Origin of the sequence: Rathayibacter sp. AY1G1, assembly GCF_002932095.1 — a bacterium.
GTDB lineage: Bacteria > Actinomycetota > Actinomycetes > Actinomycetales > Microbacteriaceae > Rathayibacter.
Map to the genome: position 1 here is coordinate 58,181 of NZ_PSUZ01000003.1, position 19,707 is coordinate 77,887.

Genomic DNA, 19,707 nt, shown 5'->3' on the forward strand with positions numbered 1-19,707 from the left:
CGGCCGACCCCTCGACGCCTTCGGGTGGCAATGAGGAGTCGGCCGATGCGCCCGCCCGGGCACCTCTCCAGTGTCGGGACGTGACCACGGCGGGGACAAGAGCCTGTAGCGGACACGTCCGCAAGAGGACACCGCACCCGGGAGCGGATCGTCGGCGCTGCCGCTCCGGGGTGGGCGCGTGCCAGGCTTGCCGCATGGATCTCGAGGTGCGGCCGGGGCTCGTCGTCCCCGCATCGGAGCTGCAGTGGCGGTTCTCGCGCTCCTCCGGGCCCGGCGGGCAGCACGTGAACACCTCCGACAGCCGCGTGCAGCTCACCTGGAGCGTCGAGGAGTCGACGGCCCTCTCGGACGAGCAGCGCTCGCGCCTGCTCGAGCGCCTCGGGCGGCGGCTCGTCTCCGGGGCGGTCACCGTCACGGTGGCGCAGGAGCGCTCGCAGCTGCGCAACCGCGAGACGGCCCTCGAGCTGCTCCGCGGGATCATCACCGCGGCCCTCGCGCCGCCCTCCGCCCCGCGGCGCCCGACCCGGCCCACGCGCGGCTCCACCCGCCGGCGGCTCGCCGCGAAGCAGCAGCGCTCCGAGACGAAGCGGCAGCGCCGCCGGCCGCCCGGCGACTGAGCGGAGCCGCGGGGTCCGCCTGGCGGTTGCGCGGGGTCGCAGGGTCCGCCCGCACACTGCGCGGCGCCGCGGACCCCGATCGCGCCCGACCCGGCTCAGGGAGTGAAGAACGCCTCGATCGCCGCGGTCAGGGCGACCAGGTCGTCCACGTGGGCTAGCTCGCGCGCCGAGTGCATCGAGAGCAGCGGCACTCCCACGTCGACCGTGGAGATGCCGAGCCGGGTCGCGGTCAGCGGGCCGATCGTCGATCCGCACGGCACCGAGTTGTTCGAGACGAACTCCTGGTACCCGACCCCGGCGCGCTCGCAGACGCCCGCCCACAGCGCCGCGCCGCGCGCATCCGTCGCGTAGCGCTGCGTCGCGTTGATCTTGAGCAGCGGCCCCTTCCCGGCCACCGGCTGGTTCGCGGGATCGTGCTTCTCGGAGTAGTTGGGGTGCACGGAGTGGCCCGCGTCGGCCGAGAGGCACCAGGAGGCGGCGATCGCCCGGGCGCGCTCGTCGACGCCGGCGCCGAGGGCCGTGCCGATGCGCGAGAGGACGTCCTCGAGGAACGGCCCGCTCGCTCCGGACCGGCTCGCCGAGCCGAGCTCCTCGTGGTCGAAGGCGGCGAGCACGCTGATGTGCGCGGGCGGCGCCGCGGGATCGGCGCTCGCCGCGAGGAGCGCGACGAGGCCGGCGTGCACGGAGCTGAGATCGTCCATCCGCCCGGCGGCGAGGAGCATCTCGTCGAGGCCGAAGCGGCGCGGCGCCTGCGTGTCGGCGGTGAGCAGGTCGTAGCCGGCGATGTCGGAGGCGTCGTCGAGCCCGGCGTGCGCGGCGAGCAGCTGGAGCAGGTCGACCTCGGAGGCGTCGCCGATGCCGAACACGGGGACGTTGTGCTTCTGGCGGTCGAGGGTGAGTCCCTCGTTCGCCGTGCGGTCGAGGTGGATCGCGAGCTGCGGGATCCGCAGCAGCGGGCCGGTCCGGAGCAGGCGCGTCGAGCCGTCGCGGGTGACCACGCGCCCGGCCAGCTCGAGCTCGCGGTCGAGCCAGGAGTTGAGCAGCGGGCCGCCGTAGATCTCGACGCCGGCCTGCAGCCAGCCCTTCGAACCGATCGTCGGCCGGGGCTTGAGCATGAAGCCGGGGGAGTCGGTGTGGGCGCCCAGGATGCGGAAGGGCGTGGTCGCCCCGGAGCCCTCGGGCAGGTGCCAGGCGATGATCGCGCCGTCGCGGACGACGTAGTACCGGCCGGGCCCCGCGGGCCACGCCTGCGTCTCGTCCAGCCCCGTGAATCCGGCTCCCTCGAGGCGCCGTGCCGCCTCGGCGGCCGCGTGGTACGAGGAGGGGGAGGCGGTCAGGAACTCGGCGAAGTCGGCGATGTGGTCGTCACGCGTGGTCATCCCTCCAGTGAAGCACGCGGCGCGGCCGGGACGGGGAGGGTGCCGGGGGAGCCCCTGCGGCGGCCGTCACGGCCGGGCAGGGGCACCCCGGGGCGGAGGGTCAGCGCCGGGTCAGGTCGACGTCGGCCTCCGCGGCGATCGCCTTGATCAGCGCCGAGGCGTTCTCCCCGCCGAAGCCGGCGGCCATCGCCTCGTCGATGTAGTGGCGGGCCGTCGCGACGCCGGGGACGGGTGCGCCGACGCTGTCCGCGTAGGCCTGGATCAGCCCCGCGTCCTTCTGCATCAGCGCGAGGGCGAAGGACGGCGAGTAGTCGCCGGCGACAGCCTGCTCGACCCGCTGCGGGCGTCGCACTTCCCCGTTCGAGTCCGCGACGGCCGAGGACGCGGTCATCACGGACGCGGAGTTCAAGTCAGTTGCCGCGGATCTGATGAACATCCGCAGCACGATCGGGTACGTCTCGAGCAACCTCAACCAGCTCGCCCCTCGGTGGCGCCAGCGGGCGAGGGCTGATGCGCAGAAGTTGTGCGCGGGAAGAGGTGCTGAACCGCTCGTCGCCGCGTGAGGAGGGGGCGACGAGCGGTTCAGCGCTGGTCTTTCGGGTGTCGTTAGCGCACGACTCCGTCGATCTCGAAGCTGTCGAAGCTGCCGGCGAGGTACGGGTCGGGGAACTGTGACTTGCCGAGGAAGTTGCCGCTGGTGCGGCCTAGGTCCTTCGGAGCGAGCGGCATGGCGGTGTTCTGCCCGACCTGCACTCCGTTGGCGAAGATCGTTCCCGTCGTCGTGCCGTTCGTATTCGCCTTGAAGGTCACCTTGATGTCGGTCCACTGCCCAGCGGGCATCGTGAAGTTCGTCGAGATCCGTGTCTCCGCTCCATTACCGGAGGTCGTGAGGGCGAGCCCTAGCTTCCCGTCAGTCGACTTCGGCGTGAGGAACACGTACTTCTGGGTGCTGCTGCCGAAGTCGAACAGCCGGCTGAAGGTGGAGATCGAATCGACCTTCACCCTCATCGAGATGGTCAGGTCCTTCGAGCGTGACAGGATGTCCGACGGCAGCTGGGCGAAGGCCCCGTCGCTTCCGTTCAGCCGCAGCACGCTCGCCGTGCCGTCGGTGGCGGTTGCCGCCGTCCCCTTGAGCGCGAGCGCGTTGCCGTTGCCGGAGGCGTCGGGGACGGTGCCGTTCGACGATGAGTCGAAGGTGTAGGTCACCCAGTCGGCCGGGAGCGGCTGCAGGGCTTGAACGGTCACGGACACCGTGTCGGTGGTCGCAAGGACGCCGTCGCTTGCCCGGAGTGCGAACACGTAGCTGCCGGCGGTACTCACCGACGCAGACGTGCGGCGAGCAGTCGGCAACGCGAAGGTCGCGGTGGCACCGGCAGGAGCAGACTGCACGCTCCACTGCGTCGTCAGGGTTCCGTTCGGCGAGCCGAGTCCGTCGTCGGAGGCGGATCCGCTGAGCTGGATCGGATCGAGTCCGAGGGACAGCCCGGCCTGGTCGGGTCCGGCGTTGACGGTCGGCGCCGCATTCGCGCCCGGGGCGGTCGAGACCAGGTGGACGATGTACGTGCTGCCGGCGGGCGCATCGAACGGGACGCGGACCGGCGCGGGAAGCGTTCCCGCGAGAGAGGCGGGCCGGTAGACGTTGACGGTGCGCTGGCGCACGCCGTTCACGATGACCGCGTAGCTGCCCTGCGCGAGGCCGCTGACCTCCGCGATGCCGGAGTGTGCGGTGCCGGTGCGGTTGAGCATGTCCAGGCGCAGGTCGGCGCTGTTCGAGCCGACGATCGCCTGCGAGTAGGCGTCGTTCTCGAGGTCGACCGACAGCTGCTGGGTCACCAGGTTGAGGCGGCGCTGCAGGCCGTCCTTCGGGATGACGGTGGTGGAGTAGGCGTCCCGCGAGACGTCCGCTCCGTATCCGACGACTCCGAAGATCGGGTCATCGGTGACGACGTCGGCGCTGAGGGTCTGCAGGGTGCCCCACAGTCCGAGATCGCTCTCGCCGGTCATGCCCCGCCAGCCGTTGTTCAGCTTGACGTTCGCGCCTCCGCCGACCCCGAGGGTGCCGAGGTTGCCGCGCTCGGCCTGGTACGACCACGATGCGGCTCCGATGTTGGCCGGCGCGTTGCTGATCTGGCCGGAGTTGATGGTCGCGAGTCCTGCGACCTTGCCGGCGTAGTTCAGGCGCTGCAGCTCGGCGCGGCGCGCGGCGGTGATGGCCGTGGTTCCGGTCTCGAGTGCTGCGGTGTGGTTGATGTAGTCGTCCATCGTGTAGCCGGCGAGGGAGGCGCTGTACTGGAACTGCCACCAGTTCTCGCCCGTGATGGTGGTGGGGTCGGAGTACCAGTACCAGACGGGCATGCGTCCGCGGGCGGCCTCCGTCTTGGCGACGATGTCGCGCATGACGCGCAGGGCGTTCGTCTTGTCGTCGTTCACATTGAGCTTGGCGAGGGTGTAGACCGCCTCCTCCCCCGTGTTGTCGTAGCTGTACTCGGAGCCGTAGGGGTAGGCGTTGGAGGAGAAGTTGGCGTACTTGATCGCCATTTTCGCTTCGATGTCGTTGGCCTGCGTGTCCAGTCCCTCGGCGCGCAATGCGGCGATGAGATCGGGTGTCGAGAGCTCACCCATGAGTCCGGTCTCCCAGTTGTAGGCGACGGGTCCCTCGTAGAGCTCCTTGAAGATCCCGTAGGCCGTCGTCAGGTACCACTGAGCGGGGTGGGCGTAGGCGATCGCGGAGGGGTTCTGCTTGGCGATGTTGTACATGCCGAAGAACGTGTTGTAGACGTGCGGGTAGGCGTAGCCGCGGTAGCCGGGCGTGGTGTTCAGGCTGCCGGGCTTCCCCTGCTCCCAGAAGTCGTAGACGGTGTACTTCGGCGCGGCGCTGGGCGACGTGTTCCCCATCAGGTTCTCCCAGACGGCCTTCTGGAGGTAGTCGTCGAGGGCCTTGATCTGGATGGCGTCGGGCAGGGCGACGAGCTTCTCCGCGAGGAACTGGCCGTGCGGGAGTCCCCAGTCGTCGCCGAGCCCGTAGTAGCCGGCGTACTCGTTGCGGCGGCCCTGAGGGGCATTCGTCGTGGTGGCGAGGCTGCCGTCGGGGGCGTTCATCATCCAGTCGTCGAAGGTGTAGTTGCGGATGTCGCTCGCGGAGAGTCCGTCGGACGGCTTCCACTGGGTCTTCTCGACCATGAACTTCGCATGCGTGTCGAGGAGTCCCGCGACACTGTCGATCACGGAGAACTGGAGGACGGACTGCCGCGCGGCGCCGGTCTGGTCCGTGTACGAGACGGTGACGTCGTTGGCGCCCAGCTGCGTGCGGTCGAAGGTCATCCCGTAGATCCGGTAGTCGCCGTTGCTCCGGGAGAACGTCACGACGGGGTTCGTGGGCGCTGACCCCTTGAGGTCGTTGCGGTTGCGCGCGGTGACTGACGTGATGGTGCCCTTGATCCGGAACGCCATCTCTGCGCGCCGGTCGATGGGCACGATGAGTCCGGGGACGACCGTGGTGTCGAGCAGCCCTCGATCGAACATCGTCTGCTTGAGTGCTGCGTCGTCATCGACCTTGCCGATGCGATAGGTGTAGCTCTTCGTCGCGCCCGGCGCGATGGCGACACTGGTGGAGCTGAGGTAGCCGCGGTTGGTCTTCTGGATCGCGGTGGAGTGCGGGTAGTAGATGTTGAGGCCCTTGATGTTCGAGCTCTCGTTCGCCGAGTTCCAGGCCCAGGAGGTGTTGCCGACTTCCTCGGTGCGCCAGCGGTCCTGGTACTCGAAGCCGGAGCCGGATGCGGTGTCGGCGGTCATGGCGATGAACGGGCCCTGGCCGCTGGGACGCTCGAGAGTGACGTATGAGCCGTTCTTACCCACGTAGGAGTGTGTGAGGACCCGGGTCTCGTAGATCGAGTCGCCCTGCCTCCATAGCTCGTTGCCGGGAACGGGGACACCCCAGTCGCCGATGACGAGCTGCGTGGCCGCGGTGTTCTTGACGTCCTGCTTCCAGACCAGGGAGCCGTCGGAGGCGAGAGAGTACGTCTCGGTGACGGTGAAGCCCTTCACGCCTTCCGCGTTGGTGGAGTTCTGGTGGGTGACCGTCACACTGCTCGACGTCGCCGAGACGGTGCGGCCGTCGGCCGACTGGGAGGTCCACGCGGTCTTCCAGGGGTTCGCGCCGACACCGGTGGTCGACACTGCTCCCGTGCCGTTCGCGTAGGAGAACATCAGGTTCCCGAACCACTGGCGGTACTTGCTGTTCGTCTCGCGGGCCTGCTCCGGAGCGCTGTCCGGGTTCATCAGGTATTCGGTGTCGTGTAGGTCGCCGACGATCTTGAGCGACTGCATCGACCCGTCCGCGGCGAAGCTCGCGCGGATCTTGTCGGAGGCGAGCGTGTAGGGGTAACTGGTGGCGGCGTCGGCGGTCTGGCCGACCACCACCGATCCTGCTGCGGCGATGACGCCGATCGTGAGTGCCGCGAGCAGCCGAGAGGCTCTGCGTGAGAGGAGGGACATGTCCTGCCTTCTTCGTCGAAGTGCGGATGCGGTGACCGGCGGCCGCCGCAGAGGAGCGAGGATCCGCCCGGCGGTGGGAGCTCGCCCGGGAATCAGGAGTGGTTCACGGGAAGCCAGATGCGCATCGACACGGGACCTCGGGATCCCCACGACCGGTACGGGGTGAGCGCCACGGTCAACGGCCGTCGGTGCGGGGTTCGAGGGATTCTGGAGAAGGGCCATTCGTGCTCGTCGCGTTCGGCGACGCTGCCGGCGAGCGTCACACGCCCCTCTCGTGCGATCGGGACCGCTCCGGCGTCCAGGGCGATGTCGTCGACGTGGGCGCCGGCGGGGAGGTCGACGGACTCGAGGCAGAGGATGTCCGGTCCGTGCTGGACGGCGACGGTGCCGCGGGTGGCATCGATCCTCTCGTCGGGCTGCACGAGGACGGGTTCGAAGGGGAGGTCGAGTTCGATCCGGTCGCCGACGCGGAAACGCCGTTCGAGGTGGAGCGTGCCGTGGAACGGTCCGGTCGGCGTCTCGGCAGCATCCCCGTCGGCGGAGACGACGACGACGTCCGCGTTCGTCGCCCAGGTCGGGATCCGCAGCGTCAGAGTCCACGGCTCGACGGGTGTGCGCGTGATGGTCACGGCGACTCGCCCCCGCTCCGGCAGGTCGCTGGAGACCTCCATCGAGACGTCTCCCTGGAGGAGAGCGGCGGAGATCGTGGCGGACGCGTACTGGTGCAGCTGCACACCCTTCGCATCGGTGGTGGCGAGGTAGCCGGACAGCGAGGCGAAGGTGCGGGCGAGGTTGTTGGGGCAGCAGGCGACGTCGAACCACGCCGCCCGCTGACTGGAGTCCGCGCGCTTGGACTGCTCCTCCGGGGAGGACGCGACGCCCGGCTCGCGCCGGTGGAGGGTGTTCGCGTAGAAGAAGGAGCGGCCGTCCTCGGACACGGCGGTGGCGATGATGTTGTGCAGAGTGCGTTCGATCAGGTCCGCGTAGCGCGGGCGGCCGGTGGCGAGCAGCAACCTCCACGAGAGCATGATCGAGCCCACGCCGGCGCAGGTCTCGCAGTACGCGCGGTCGTTGGGTAGCTCGAAGTCGGCGCCGAACGCCTCGTCCTGGTGATGCGAGCCCATTCCACCGGTGATGTAGGTCCGGCGTGCGACTGTGGCCTCCCACTGCCGCTCGACGATCGCGAGCAGCTCGGCGTCATCAGTGTCCACGGCGACGTCGACCACCGCGGACGTGAGGTAGAGGGCGCGCACCGCGTGTCCGCGGAGGACCTTGGCCTCGCGGATCGGGACGTCGTCCTGGAAGTAGGCGCGACCGAACTCGACGTCTTCCAGGCTCTGGTGACCGCGGCGGTCCAAGAACACGCGGGCTTGCTCGAGGTAGCGCTCCTCCCCCGTGGCGCGGGCGAACTCCGTGAGCGCGACCTCGATCTCCGGATGTCCGCAGACCGTCTGGCGGCCGTCCGCCCCGAACTCCGAGCAGATGTGGTCGGCGAGACGGCGCGCGGCCTGCGTGAACCCGTCCTCACCGTGGGTGCGCAGTCGCGCGACCGCGGCCTGGAGGAGGTGTCCGGCGTTGTACAGCTCATGGCCCCACTCGAGGTCGCTGTAACGCTCAGCCTGACCGTGCCGGCCGAAGCGGGTGCCGAGATAGCCGTCGCTCTCCTGCGCACTGACGATGCGGGCGGTGAGAGCGCGGATGATCGATTCGGTCTCCGGGTCCTCACGTCCGGCGGTGTGCCAGCAGAGCCCTTCGAGGGTCTTGTAGACCTCGGAGTCGGCGAACTCGCGTCCGCGACGGCCTTCGGCGAGTCCGCCCCCGACGGCGAGCTCGAAATTGCGCAGCCATCCGGCGCGCTCCAGCCAGCCGAGGTTGTGCTCGAAGGTGGCGGTCGCGTTGACGGCGACCCGACGTCCCCAGAACCCCTCCGGGTCCAGCTGGACCCGGTCGATGGCGAGGGGTGTCAGGGTCCCGGCGGCCGGGTCAACGGGCAGGGCTGGGGAGAAGGTCATGACGGGATCTTTCAAGAGTGGCGCGGGACGAGAGGAAGGACGACTGCTACTTGACGCTGCCGACGGCGAGGCCCTCACGCAGCAGCCGGAACGACAGCACGTAGACGGCCAGCAGCGGCAGCGAGGAGATGACCGCGAGAGCCATCAGCCCGGGCCAGTCGATCCCGTACCCCGACGTCTGCTGCGCGATGAGAGCGCTGATCGGGTAGTTGACCGGAGAGAGGAAGAGGTTGATCGCGAAGAGGAACTCGCCCCAGGCGACGAGGAAGATCAGCGAGCCGACCGTCGCCATGCCGTTTCGAACGATCGGGACGACGACGGCGAAGAAGGTGCGCAGCCGACCGGCCCCGTCGATGGAGGCGGCCTCTTCGATGGCGTCGGGCACCGCGGCGAAGAACGGTCGCAGCAGCAGCACGGCCCACGGCAGCAACATCGCCGTATCGGCGAGGACGAGACCGGCGGTGGTGTCCAGAAGACCGAGCCTGCTGAAGATCGCGAACAGAGGGATGATGCTCGCCGTCTGCGGCACCATCTGCAGGAAGATCAGCAGCCCGAGGACGAGACCGGCGACGACGCCGTCGACGCGGCGCAGCGCGTAGGCGAACGGGACGCCGAGCGCGAGCACCAGTGCAGTGGTCCCGAGGGCGATCTGCGCCGACTGGGCGAGCGCCGTCGCGAGGGCGGGGTTCGCGAGCGCCTCCGCATAGGCGTCGAAGGAGGGCGCCGAGAGGATCGCTCCGCCGACCACGTCGCCCTGGCGCTTGAGGGAGGTGAGCACGATCCAGACAAGGGGCAGCCCGTACAGGACGTAGAGCACCACGCGTACGGTGAAGGCGACCGGCTCCCGGGTGCGGGACGGTCGCGCGACGCGGGTCGCAGCGCCGCCTCGCAGGCGGGTCAGGGGGGCGGTGAGGGTGCTCATCAGGACTCGCTCCTGGTCGATCGGACGTAGACGACGGCGAGGACCGCCACGATGGCGAGGGCGATGATGCCCGTCGCGGAACCCAGTCCGTAGTCGTGCTGGACGAAGGCCTGGGAGTAGCTGAGGTAGGGCAGCGTGGACGTCGCGTCTCCGGGGCCGCCGGCGGTCATCACGTAGATGAAGTCGAAGCTGCGGAAGGCGTAGACGACGGTCAGGATCGCCAGGATGACGGCGGTCGGCCGCGCCGCGGGGATGAGGATGCTCCGGATCTCCTGCCAGCGGCTCGCGCCGTCGACCGAGGCCGCCTCGAGGATCTCGGGGTCGATGCCCAGCAGAGCCGACCGGAAGACCAGCGCATTGAAGGGGATGACGGCCCAGGCGTTCACGATCGCGACCGAGAGCAGCGCGAACCTCGCGTCGTAGAGGAAGGGGACGCCCTCCGCCGAGAGGCCGGTCGCCCGCACGAGCGTGTTGACCAGACCCTGATCGGCGAGGAGGAACTTCCAGATGCTGCCGTTCACCACGGGCGGCATGGCCCAGATGAACACCATCATCCCCAGGAGGAAGGCACTGCCCAGCCGGGAGGAACGGAGGGCGATCGCCGCTCCGAGTCCTCCGACGACCCCGACGACCGTGACCAGGACCACGAAGGCCCCGGTGCGCAGCGTGGCGCCGCCGAGGTCGGAGCCCTGGAGCAGCGCGAGGAAGTTCTGCACTCCGACGAACGGCCAGTCCCCGTTGAGGGTTCCGGAGCTGACCTCGCTGACGCTCATCCTCATCAGCAGGTAGATGGGGTAGAGCGACAGCGCCGCGAGCAGCACTCCTCCCGGTGCGGCGAAGCCCAGTCGGCCGCCGCCGACGCCGGATCGTCTCCGGGTCGTGGTCGAGGTGCTGCTCACGGTCGCTCCATTCTCTCGTCGGGGTCTGCTACTGCTGGAGCAGCGGCGTCAGGGTCGTCATCAGGTCGCTCGAGAGCTGCTCGGGGGTCCCGCTGCCGGCGACCGCCGCGCTCCAGGACTCACCGACGGTCTGCAGCACCTTCGCGACGTTCTCGGACGGGATCGCCGGGTCAGGCGAGGTGTGGCCGTCGTCCTGGAGGATCGCCGCGAACTGGGAAAGGATCGGGTCGCTGCCGACCTTGTCGTCGGCAGCTGCATCGGCACGGGCGGGGATCGAGCCGAAGGCGTCGAGCAGCGTCAGCTGCCCCTGCTTCGAGAAGAACTCCTGCTCGAGGTACTCCTGCGCGAGCGCCTTGTTCTCGGAGAAGGCGCCCACGTTCTGCACCTCACCGCCGAGGTAGACCGAGCCGCCCTCACCGACGGGGATCGGCACGACCCCGTACTCGAACGCGGCGTCCTTCTCGGCCGAGGTGATCTGCCAGTTGCCGTTGACGGCGAAGGCCGTGTTCCCCGCGGCGAACTGCTGGAAAGGGACCGTCTGGTCCCACGTCGCCGCCTCCTTGGTCAGGTAGCCCTTCGCGGTCCAGTCCTGCACCATCGCGAACGCGTCCTGCAGAGGCTGCTGCTCGGGTGCGGCGTAGTCCCACCCGGCACGCGAGAGCCACGGGAACGCCTGCCACTCGCCCTCGGAGTTCGCCTTGCCGGTCAGCGTGATGCCGTCCTTGCCGGCGGCCGTGGCCGAGGCGAGATCCGCCTCGAGCTCCTCGAACGTGGTGGGAGCCTCGACACCCAGCTCGGTGAGGATGTCCTGGTTGTACCAGAGGCCGATCAGGTTCACGAAGCCCTGCACGCCCATGACGTCGTCGCCGACCTTCTGCACGACGGCGTCGGGGAACTGCCCGGCGTCGGCGTACTGGTCCCACCACTCGTTCATCGGCTCGATGGCCTTCGCCTCGGTGAGGGTGAAGGTATCGGCGGCGTTGTAGACGACCACATCGGGGCCGGTGCCCGTTCCCGCGGCCTGCACGAGCTTGTTCGTCAGCTGGTCGAACGGAACGTAGACGTTCTCGACCGCGACCCCCTCGTGCGTCGATTCGAAGTCCGACGCGAGCTCCTCGAGTCCGGCGGTCTGGCCGTCGACGGAGTAGTAGTGCCAGACGGTCAAGGTGTCGCCGCCGTTCCCGGCCGAGGCGCCTCCCGCGGACGACGGCGTGCAGCCGCTGAGAAGAAGGGCCGCAGTCGCGGCTGTGACCGCTGCGACGATGCTGATCCGGGTGCTGTGACGCCTCACGACGTGCCTCGCTTTCACTGTCTTCATTGACTCGGCCACCTGGTGCAGGCATTTCATCGATGAAATCGAGGACCGCTGTCGGCGATAGTAGAGCCGCCGGGCCGACCCCGTCAACATTCGACACCATCCCTTTCGGATCGCGGTGTGCTGGTCGAGGCGTGCATACTGTGCGCACCAGTTCATCGATGAAACGGAATGGCCATGACCTCGCACCCCGTCCACCGAGCGCACGGCATCGTGCACCCCGCCTTCACGGTCGGGACGATCGATCCGCGGCTCTTCGGATCGTTCGTGGAGCACCTGGGCCGAGGCGTGTACGGCGGCCTGCTCGATCCTTCGCACGAGAGTGCCGACGCCGACGGATTCCGCACCGACGTCCTCGCGCTCGTCGAGGAGCTCGGGGTCACGACCGTCCGCTACCCGGGCGGTAACTTCGTCTCGGCGTACGACTGGCGCGACGGCATCGGTCCGGTCGAGGACCGTCCCGTCCGGCTCGATCCTGCCTGGCACACCGTCGAGCCGAACCGCTTCGGGGTCGACGAGTTCGTCCGCTGGTGCCGGGCGGCACGCGTCGAGCCGATGATGGCGCTGAACCTCGGGACCGACGGAATCCGCTCGGCCCTGCACCTGCTGGAGTACGCGAACCACCCCGGCGGCACCACTCTCTCGGACGAGCGGCGCGCGAACGGCGCCGACGAGGCGCACGGCATCCGTCTCTGGTGCATCGGCAACGAGATGGACGGGCCGTGGCAGATCGGCCACCTGAGCGCCGACGAGTACGGGCGTCTCGCCGCCCGCACCGCCGCCGCCATGCGCGCACTCGACCCCTGCCTCGAACTGATCGTCTGCGGCAGCTCGAACGACCGGATGGCCACCTTCGGAGCCTGGGAGCAGGAGGTACTGCTGCACACGATCGAGCACGTCGACTTCGTGTCCTGCCACCAGTACTTCCGCTACGACGGCGACCTGGCCGCGTTCCTCGCCTCCGGCGTCGCGATGGACCGCTTCATCACCGCCATCGCCGACACGATCGGACAGGTGCGCGCACAGACGCGATCAGAGCGTCCGATCGCCATCTCCTTCGACGAGTGGAACGTGTGGGACTTCGTCGCCCACGACGAGCGCGTCGCCGGAGGGCTCGAATGGGAGGAGGCGCCCCGACTCCTCGAGGACCGCTACACGGCAGCGGACGCCGTCGTCGTGGGCGACATGCTCATCAGCATGATCAACAGAGCCGACATCGTCCGTGCAGCGAGCATGGCTCAGCTGGTGAACGTCATCGGTCCGATCATGACCGAACCGGACGGCCCCGCCTGGCGGCAGAGCACCTTCTGGCCGTTCGCCCAGGCACGGCGTTCCGCCGGCGCGACCGCGCTCCGGACCGTCGTCGAGGCGGACAGCACGGGAGGGGGCGAGGACTCCGCTCCCGTCCTCGCCTTCGCCGCAGCGGCACACGCCGACGGCTCCCTCGACCTGATGATCGTCAACCGCGCGACCGACGGCGTCACGGAGACCACGGTCGACCTCACCGCGTTCCCCGCCCTCACCGTGACGGAGGCGCTGATCCTCCGACACGAGGACCCGTTCGCGACGAACTCGGCGGAGCTCCCCGACACCGTCACTCCGCGACTCCTCGCCGTTGCGCTGTCCGACGGCGTCCTCTCGTTCCGGATCCCCGCCATCGCCTGGGTGACCGTGCGCCTCTCGCCGACCGTCGACCTGGGATGATCGGGGAACGCTCATGGGAGGAATAATGCCGATGCCGCGATCGCGAACCCGCCCGGTGACCATGGCCGATGTCGGCGCTGCTGCAGGCGTCACCGCTCGCACGGTCTCCAACGTGCTCAGCGGCAACGCCAACGTCAGACCCGAGACCCGCGATCTCGTCCTCAAGGCAGTCCGCGATCTCGGATACCAACTCAACGTCTCCGCGCGCGGACTGCGCACCGGCCAGACCGGGCTCATCACCCTCGCGATCCCGGATCTCGCGATCGAGTACTTCGGCCAGCTCGCGACGGTCATCATGTCGGAGGCCGAGCGGCACGGCTGGACCGTGATCATCCAGCAGACCGGAGCGCGCCGAGACGCCGAGATCGCCGTCCTCTCCGGCTCCAGCCGCCAGCTGTCGGACGGACTGATCTTCCAGCCTCACGCACTCGGCCCCGGAGACGAGAAAGTACTCGTCGGGGACCGCCCACTCGTTCTCCTGGGCGACAGGATCTTCGACGGCCCGGTCGATCACGTGACCATGGCGAACACAGCCGCCGCGGCCACCGCCACGCAGTACCTGATCGACCGCCAACACCGGCGCATTGCCGCGATCGGCAGCAACCCCGCCGGCGGATCCGTCAGCGCCGCAGCACTCCGCTTGGACGGATACCGCGGTGCCCTCGAGGCGAACGCGATCCCGTTCGACCCCGCCCTCGTCGCGGTCGCCACCGAGTGGCACCACGCCGACGGCGCCGTCGCGATGACGCAGCTGCTCGACTCCCGCGTCCCTCTGGACGCCGTCTTCTGCTTCAACGACACCCTGGCCTTCGGGGCACTGCACGCGCTGCACGTTCGCGGCATCCGCGTACCGGAGGACATCGCGGTCGTCGGCTTCGACAACGTCACCGCCGCCGCCTACGCGATACCCGCCCTCACCACGATCGATCCCGGCAGCCGCCAGATCGCCAAGACGGCCGTCGACCTCCTCGCTCAGCGCATCCGGAACGGCCCTCCGGCGCACCCGAGCGAGATCGTCGTCGAGCACTCGCTCATCTCCCGCCGCAGCGCGTAGCACAAGCACATTCGTCAGCGACGAGCCGGTCCGCGCCCGAGAACACGTCTGGCTTTGATCGCTGCGACCTTCTCCTTCGTGCCCTCGTACCAGGGAACGGTGCGCAGCAGCGCGGCGCGGGAGCCAGTAGAGAGCATCACGGCGCGGCCGCGGGGCATCGCTCCGAGCTCGTCCACGGTCAGGATCCGTTCGCGCTTCAAGGCGGTCGAGGTCGAGCGGACGCCCTTGTTATAGCTGGCGGAGGTCGTTTCGCGGTCGTAGTCACCGACGAGCTCGGAGACGTTCTGCAGGAAGTCGTTCTCCTTGACGCTGCCGAGGTAGAGGAACGCGTTCGATGCGCTCCACAGCTTCAACATGCCCTCCTTGCCCCGTGCCGCTCATCCAGGCGTCGATCCTCCCGCCCGACGGCAGGCGCGCCTAGCCGCGAAGCCCGCGTCTCTGCGGGACGGAGGCGCCGTCGTTTCCGCGGCGGGACGGCGCTCGTCGCTCCTGTGGTGGAAGCGCGCCCGTCACTCCTGCGTGCCCGTCACTCCTGCGCGGCCGCCGCGAGGGCGCGGTCGAGCCAGTCCGCGAGCAGCAGGCGCTCCGCGGGCGTGAGGCCGGCGAGCTCCGGTGCGAGGGCACGGACGCCGACGAGGGCGGTGAGCCGCCCGCCGTCGCCGGGGGAGGGCGGGTCGGTGAGGATCCCCGCGAGCACGCTGTCGAGCGCGGCGTCGGCGAGACCGGGGTCGCGGTCGGCGGCGGGGGTGGAGAGCAGGGTGGTGACCACGCCGGTGCCCGCCGCCTGGATGAGGCCGACGGCGCGCTCCTCCGGCACTCGGAGGCGGCCCTCGGCGGCCACGCGCTGCACGCGGGCGGCGAGGACCCGCCGCCCGGAGAGGGCGGCCGGTGATCCGGAGGCGCGGCCCGGATCGCTGAGGAGGCGGAAGAGCGCGGGGTTGGCGAGGCCGAACTCCACCTGCGCGGCCCAGCCCGCGCGCAGGTCCTCGACCGGGTCGACGCCCCCGGCGACGGCCGCCTCGACCGTCCGCGCCTTGGAGTCGACCCAGGTGGCCAGCACGTGCTCCGCGACCGCCTCGAGCAGGCCGTCCTTGTCGCCGAAGAGGCGGTAGATCGCCGGGGCCTGCAGCCCGGCCGCCTGGGCGACCGCTCGCGTGGTGACGGCGGCGGGGCCCTCGTCGCGGAGGAGGCCGGCGGCCGCCTCGACGATGCGCAGGCGCGTGTCGGTCGGAGGAGTGGAGCTGGTCACGTATCGACGGTAGCGCACGGTTGCTATCAAGGGAACTCCGTGGTTATCTTCGTCGTGGTATCGCTGATACCCCTCATCGGAAGGCTCTCCCCATGATCATCGTGACCGGTGCCACCGGCGCTCTGAACGGCGCCACCGTCGACCACCTCCTCGACTCCGTCCCCGCCTCCGGGATCGCCGTCGTCGCCCGCGACGCCTCGAAGGCCGCCCGCTTCGCGGAGCGCGGAGTGGAGGTGCGCGTCGGCGACTACGCCGACCCCGCCTCCCTCCCGGGCGCCTTCGACGGAGCGGATCAGCTGCTCCTCGTCTCCTCGAGCGATCCGCGGGCCGACGCCGTCGCCCTGCACCGCACCGCCGTCGAGGCGGCCGTCGCGGTCGGAGTCGGACGGGTCCTCTACACGAGCCACCAGGGCGCCGCCGCCGACACCCCCTTCGGCCCGGGCCGGGACCACGCGGCGACCGAGCGCCTGCTCGCCGAGTCCGGGCTCGCCTGGACGTCGCTCCGCAACGGCTTCTACGCGCACAGCCTGGGCCTCTTCCTCGGACCGTGGCGGGAGACCGGAGTGATCGAGGTCCCCTCCGACGGCCGCGTCTCGTGGACGGCCCGCGAGGACGAGTCGGAGGCGGCCGCCCGGCTCCTCCTCTCGGGGAGCCCGCAGGACGGGCCGATCATGCTGACCGCGACGGAGGCTCCGACGTTCGAGGAGATCGCCGGGATCGCGGCCGAGGTCGGCGGGCGGCCCGTCGAGCTGCGCGTCCTCGGCGATGACGAGTGGGTCGCCGCGCGCGTCGCGGCGGGTCGGCCCGAGTTCCTCGTGCGCTTCACCCTCGGGATGCACCGGGCGGCCGAGCGCGGCTTCTTCGCGGGCACCGGCCCCGAGCTCGGGCGCCTCCTCGGACGCGAGCCGCGCAGCGTCCGCGACCTGCTCGAAGCCGGACCGGCAGCCGTCACCGGATGACGCCGGGCGGGCCGTCCCGGGCCTGCCCGCGTGACGAGGCGCCGTCCGTCGAAGCGCCGCCGAGGGAGTGGCGTCTCGGCGTCAGGGCGGTTTCCCGACTCCTCCGCACGACGACGGGAGCCCGCCGCACCGGTGAGGTGCGCCGGGCTCCCGGGGAGTGCCGTGCGTCAGCCGCAGCTGCGCGCGCTGTACGGCGCGGTGGCCGTGGCCGTGACGGTCTTGCCGCCGACCGTGGCCGTGCCGGTGACCGTCGCCTCGCCCGCGGCGAGCTGCGTCGAGCGCACCGTGAACGCGGCGGAGCCGGAGGCGCCGGGCTTCACGCCGGCGATCGTCTTCACGCCCTCGGGGGTGCTGATCGAGACGTCCATGGGCACCGTGTCGCCGTTCTTGCCGACGACCGTCAGCACGACCTTGCCGGCGACGCAGCGCGACGTGGCGGTCGCGCTCACCTTCAGCGAGGACTGCACGGTGACCGTGACCTGCACCGGCATGCGCGACGCGTCCTGCGCGACGCCCGAGACCGTGAAGGTCCCGGCCGTGGCGTAGGCGGCGGGCGCGACGGCGTCCCAGGCCACGTCGACCGTGCTGGTGGTGCCGGCGGCGGTCGTGATCGTGGCGCGGGGCAGGACCGGCGCGGCGCCGACCGTGGTCGTCGCGGTCAGCGGAGCGACCGAGGCGACGGCCAGGCCGGGGGCGTAGCCCTCGAGCACCTTCTGGTACTCGGAGCGCGTCACCGGGATGACCGTGCCGTGGCGCGGCTTGCCGCCGTCGGCGTTCTGCGGCAGGCCCGTGCGGAGCTTCGCTCCGAGCGGCTGCCAGGAGTCGCCGTTCGCGAGGTCGTCGGTGCCGAACGGGATGTAGTGGTTCGGCCCGTCGTGGTAGTTCGGCTGGTCGATGAAGAGGAACCAGTCGAGGCCGTTCACGTCGCCCTCGTTGGCGGGGAAGACGTTGGGGCCCTCACCGCTGGTGAAGGTCTTGCCGGGCTCGCCGTTGGGCAGGCCCGAGGCCACCTTCTCCTTGACCAGCGACCACTCGTCCGCCGGTCCGCCGGTGCCGGGCAGCGAGCCCGAGACGGTGGCCAGCAGGTCGGTGCTCTTCTCCTCGCGGAGGGTCATCGACGCCTCGTCCTTGGTGAAGCGGTAGTAGGTGTCGCCGTCCTTCGCGACCGTCGAGTCGATGGTGCCCTTGCCGGCGCCGCGCTTGACGTCGATCCACGGCTTCGCCTCCGAGAAGGAGGTGAAGTCCTCGGTCGTCGCGTACATCATCTGGTTGTAGGTGACGGAGGCGCGATCGGCCGTGTTCGTGGTCGGGTACATGTTCGAGGCCCAGAAGACGACGTAGGTCTGGAGCTCGTCATCCCAGTACGCCTCGGGGGCCCAGGTGTTGCCGGCGAAGTCGGTGGAGACCTTGACGTGGCGCTGGGCGGACCAGTTCACCAGGTCGGTCGACTCCCAGACCTCGATGTACTTCGAGCCCGACTTCTGCGCGGTGTCGAAGCCGCCGGGGAGCCCGTCGATCTTCAGGTCGGTGGCGAGCATGAAGAACTTGTCGCCCTCGTGCGAGCGGATGATGAACGGGTCGCGCAGGCCCATCGTCCCCAGGTTCGAGGTGAAGACCGGCTTGCCGCCGTTCAGCGTGTTCCAGCTCAGCGCGTCGTTGCCCTTCGAGGCGGCGAGGCTGATGCGCTCGGCGCCGTCGCCCTCTCCGGTGAAGAACGCCCAGACGTACGCCTCGGTGTCGTCGGTGCCGGCGGGGAGCGGCTGCACCCGGAGGGTGAAGTCGCGGGTCCGGGTGGTGGATCCGCTGGTCGCGGTCGCGCGGACGACCACGTCGATCGCGGGGCTCCCGGTCGCGGGGCGGTCGACGTCGATGGTGCGGGTGCCGGCGGCGCTGCCGTCGCGGACGGTCGCTCCGCTCGGGCTGACGACGCTCCAGGCGATGCTCGAGCCGAGCGTGCCGGTGGTGGGCACCGAGACGTTCGTCCGGATGTCGCCGACGTTCGGGATGGCGATCGCGGCGAGGTCGCGCTGGACCTTCGTCGCGTCGTCCAGCTGCGCGGCGACGCGCACCGCGTAGTCGACCGAGCGGGTCTCGGTGCCGACCCTGTAGGTGGCGGTGAGGGTGGCGGTGGCGTCCGGCTGCCCCGCGGCGGGGCGCGTGACGGTCGCGGTGCCGCCGGTGATGGCCACGGCCGCGCTGTTCGACGTCCAGGTGATGCCGACGCCGCTGGCGGTGGTGGGCACCGTGAAGCCGGCGGTCGCCTCCGTGGGCACCGTGACCGACGCGACGGCGCGGTCGAGGGCCTGCGAGGAGTAGAGCGCCTGCACGGAGCTGCTGCTGAGGGCGCTGTCGTAGACGGCGAAGTCGTCCATCTCGCCGTTCCAGCCCGGGTCGTTGTAGGTCGAGCGCGCGATGTACGCGACGAGCGACGGGCCGAACGAGGAGACGTCGCGGGCGATCGTGCTCTGCGAGATCTGCGCGCCGTTGACGTACACGGTGAGCTTGCCGGTCGAGCCGTCGATGACGGTCGTGTAGAGCGAGAGGCCCGAGGGGGTGCGCGCGCCGACGGTCGGGGTGCCCGTCGCTCCGGCTCCGACCTCGGTGTTGTAGGGAGCGCCCGCGTTGACCGAGTTGGTGACGACCGACTTGGTGTAGCCGGAGAGGTTGCTCGGGTTGAGCAGCCAGTAGCCGGAGGAGAACGAGGCGCCGGAGGCGACGGGCGCTCCGACGAACGCGGCGGCGACGTTGCCCGTGCCGCCCTTGTGGGCGAGCCAGGTGGAGAAGGTCAGGTCCTTCTTGCCGACGAGGCCGGCGGTGGGGATCTCGAGGTAGGGGGCGGCCGCGGCGGATCCGCCGGGGAGGCTGATGAGCCCGTTGCGGAACTGGGCTCCGGAGCCGCGCAGCGTCGCGCTGTAGCCGTTGCCGCTGGTGTCGGCGACCGTGGTGCCGGTGGGGGCGGTGTCGAACGTGTAGTGGAGGAGCGGGGTCTCGGTGGCTCCGAAGGCGGAGCTGGGGACCGTGGCGCCGAGCAGCGCCGTGGCGGCGACGGTCGCGACCGCCAGAGCGGTCCTCACCGCCGATCGTGATCGTCTCATGCAGATAG

At 70.2% G+C, this 19,707-nt stretch carries 15 protein-coding genes; 5 read left to right on the forward strand and 10 right to left on the reverse strand.

What is annotated here, in order from left to right:
* Positions 1–194 precede the first annotated feature (194 nt).
* Positions 195–617, forward strand: a complete 423-nt coding sequence (gene arfB / locus C5C36_RS02630) for an alternative ribosome rescue aminoacyl-tRNA hydrolase ArfB (protein ID WP_104309199.1) — start codon at positions 195–197, stop codon at positions 615–617.
* Between the two features lie 95 nt (positions 618–712).
* On the opposite strand, the gene C5C36_RS02635 is transcribed toward arfB, so the two are convergent.
* Positions 713–1,996 carry a M18 family aminopeptidase gene (locus C5C36_RS02635; RefSeq protein WP_104309200.1) on the reverse strand — a complete coding sequence of 428 codons (1,284 nt, stop codon included), beginning with the start codon at positions 1,994–1,996 and terminating at the stop codon, positions 713–715.
* Positions 1,997–2,096: 100 nt separating this feature from the next.
* A complete protein-coding gene (locus tag C5C36_RS02640; protein WP_181027148.1) occupies positions 2,097–2,348 on the reverse strand; it encodes an NAD-binding protein in 252 nt (83 codons plus the stop codon).
* 76 nt (positions 2,349–2,424) lie between these two features.
* Here C5C36_RS02640 and C5C36_RS17935 point away from each other — a divergent pair, with 76 nt between their 5' ends.
* Entirely contained in the window at positions 2,425–2,559 is a 135-nt protein-coding gene (locus tag C5C36_RS17935) for a hypothetical protein (RefSeq protein WP_258067579.1), read from the forward strand.
* Between the two features lie 43 nt (positions 2,560–2,602).
* Here C5C36_RS17935 and C5C36_RS02645 read toward each other — a convergent pair whose 3' ends face one another.
* From C5C36_RS02645 to C5C36_RS02665, 5 genes are all read right to left on the reverse strand, one after another.
* On the reverse strand, positions 2,603–6,490 hold the full coding sequence (locus C5C36_RS02645; RefSeq protein ID WP_104309201.1) for a DUF5695 domain-containing protein: 3,888 nt from the start codon (positions 6,488–6,490) through the stop codon (positions 2,603–2,605).
* Between the two features lie 92 nt (positions 6,491–6,582).
* The gene (locus C5C36_RS02650; RefSeq protein ID WP_104225865.1) at positions 6,583–8,502 is read right to left on the reverse strand and encodes a glycoside hydrolase family 127 protein; all 1,920 of its coding nucleotides are present in this window, start codon (positions 8,500–8,502) and stop codon (positions 6,583–6,585) included.
* 46 nt (positions 8,503–8,548) lie between these two features.
* The gene (locus tag C5C36_RS02655; RefSeq protein ID WP_104224039.1) at positions 8,549–9,424 is read right to left on the reverse strand and encodes a carbohydrate ABC transporter permease; all 876 of its coding nucleotides are present in this window, start codon (positions 9,422–9,424) and stop codon (positions 8,549–8,551) included.
* The gene (locus C5C36_RS02660) at positions 9,424–10,323 is read right to left on the reverse strand and encodes a carbohydrate ABC transporter permease (RefSeq protein WP_104247247.1); all 900 of its coding nucleotides are present in this window, start codon (positions 10,321–10,323) and stop codon (positions 9,424–9,426) included. The genes C5C36_RS02655 and C5C36_RS02660 overlap by 1 nt, the downstream gene beginning before the upstream one ends.
* Positions 10,324–10,351: 28 nt before the next feature.
* Positions 10,352–11,614 carry an extracellular solute-binding protein gene (locus C5C36_RS02665; RefSeq protein WP_181027149.1) on the reverse strand — a complete coding sequence of 421 codons (1,263 nt, stop codon included), beginning with the start codon at positions 11,612–11,614 and terminating at the stop codon, positions 10,352–10,354.
* 201 nt (positions 11,615–11,815) lie between these two features.
* Here C5C36_RS02665 and C5C36_RS02670 point away from each other — a divergent pair, with 201 nt between their 5' ends.
* Together C5C36_RS02670 and C5C36_RS02675 are read left to right on the forward strand one after the other, a co-directional pair.
* Positions 11,816–13,342: an alpha-N-arabinofuranosidase gene (locus tag C5C36_RS02670; protein WP_104247258.1), complete on the forward strand. Its 1,527-nt coding sequence runs from the start codon at positions 11,816–11,818 to the stop codon at positions 13,340–13,342.
* A 31-nt stretch (positions 13,343–13,373) separates the two neighbouring features.
* Positions 13,374–14,396 (forward strand): LacI family DNA-binding transcriptional regulator, encoded by a 1,023-nt coding sequence (locus C5C36_RS02675; protein ID WP_104224058.1) that lies wholly within the window; start codon positions 13,374–13,376, stop codon positions 14,394–14,396.
* Positions 14,397–14,410: 14 nt separating this feature from the next.
* Here the strand turns inward: C5C36_RS02675 and C5C36_RS02680 are convergent, their stop codons facing one another.
* A complete protein-coding gene (locus tag C5C36_RS02680; protein ID WP_104287999.1) occupies positions 14,411–14,752 on the reverse strand; it encodes a TraM recognition domain-containing protein in 342 nt (113 codons plus the stop codon).
* 170 nt (positions 14,753–14,922) lie between these two features.
* Positions 14,923–15,645, reverse strand: a complete 723-nt coding sequence (locus C5C36_RS02685; RefSeq protein WP_219814875.1) for a TetR/AcrR family transcriptional regulator — start codon at positions 15,643–15,645, stop codon at positions 14,923–14,925.
* Between the two features lie 92 nt (positions 15,646–15,737).
* Here C5C36_RS02685 and C5C36_RS02690 point away from each other — a divergent pair, with 92 nt between their 5' ends.
* Positions 15,738–16,604 (forward strand): NAD(P)H-binding protein, encoded by an 867-nt coding sequence (locus C5C36_RS02690; RefSeq protein WP_104309203.1) that lies wholly within the window; start codon positions 15,738–15,740, stop codon positions 16,602–16,604.
* A gap of 167 nt (positions 16,605–16,771) precedes the next feature.
* On the opposite strand, the gene C5C36_RS02695 is transcribed toward C5C36_RS02690, so the two are convergent.
* Positions 16,772–19,678: an immunoglobulin-like domain-containing protein gene (locus tag C5C36_RS02695; protein ID WP_181065478.1), complete on the reverse strand. Its 2,907-nt coding sequence runs from the start codon at positions 19,676–19,678 to the stop codon at positions 16,772–16,774.
* Between the last annotated feature and the right edge of the window lie 29 nt (positions 19,679–19,707).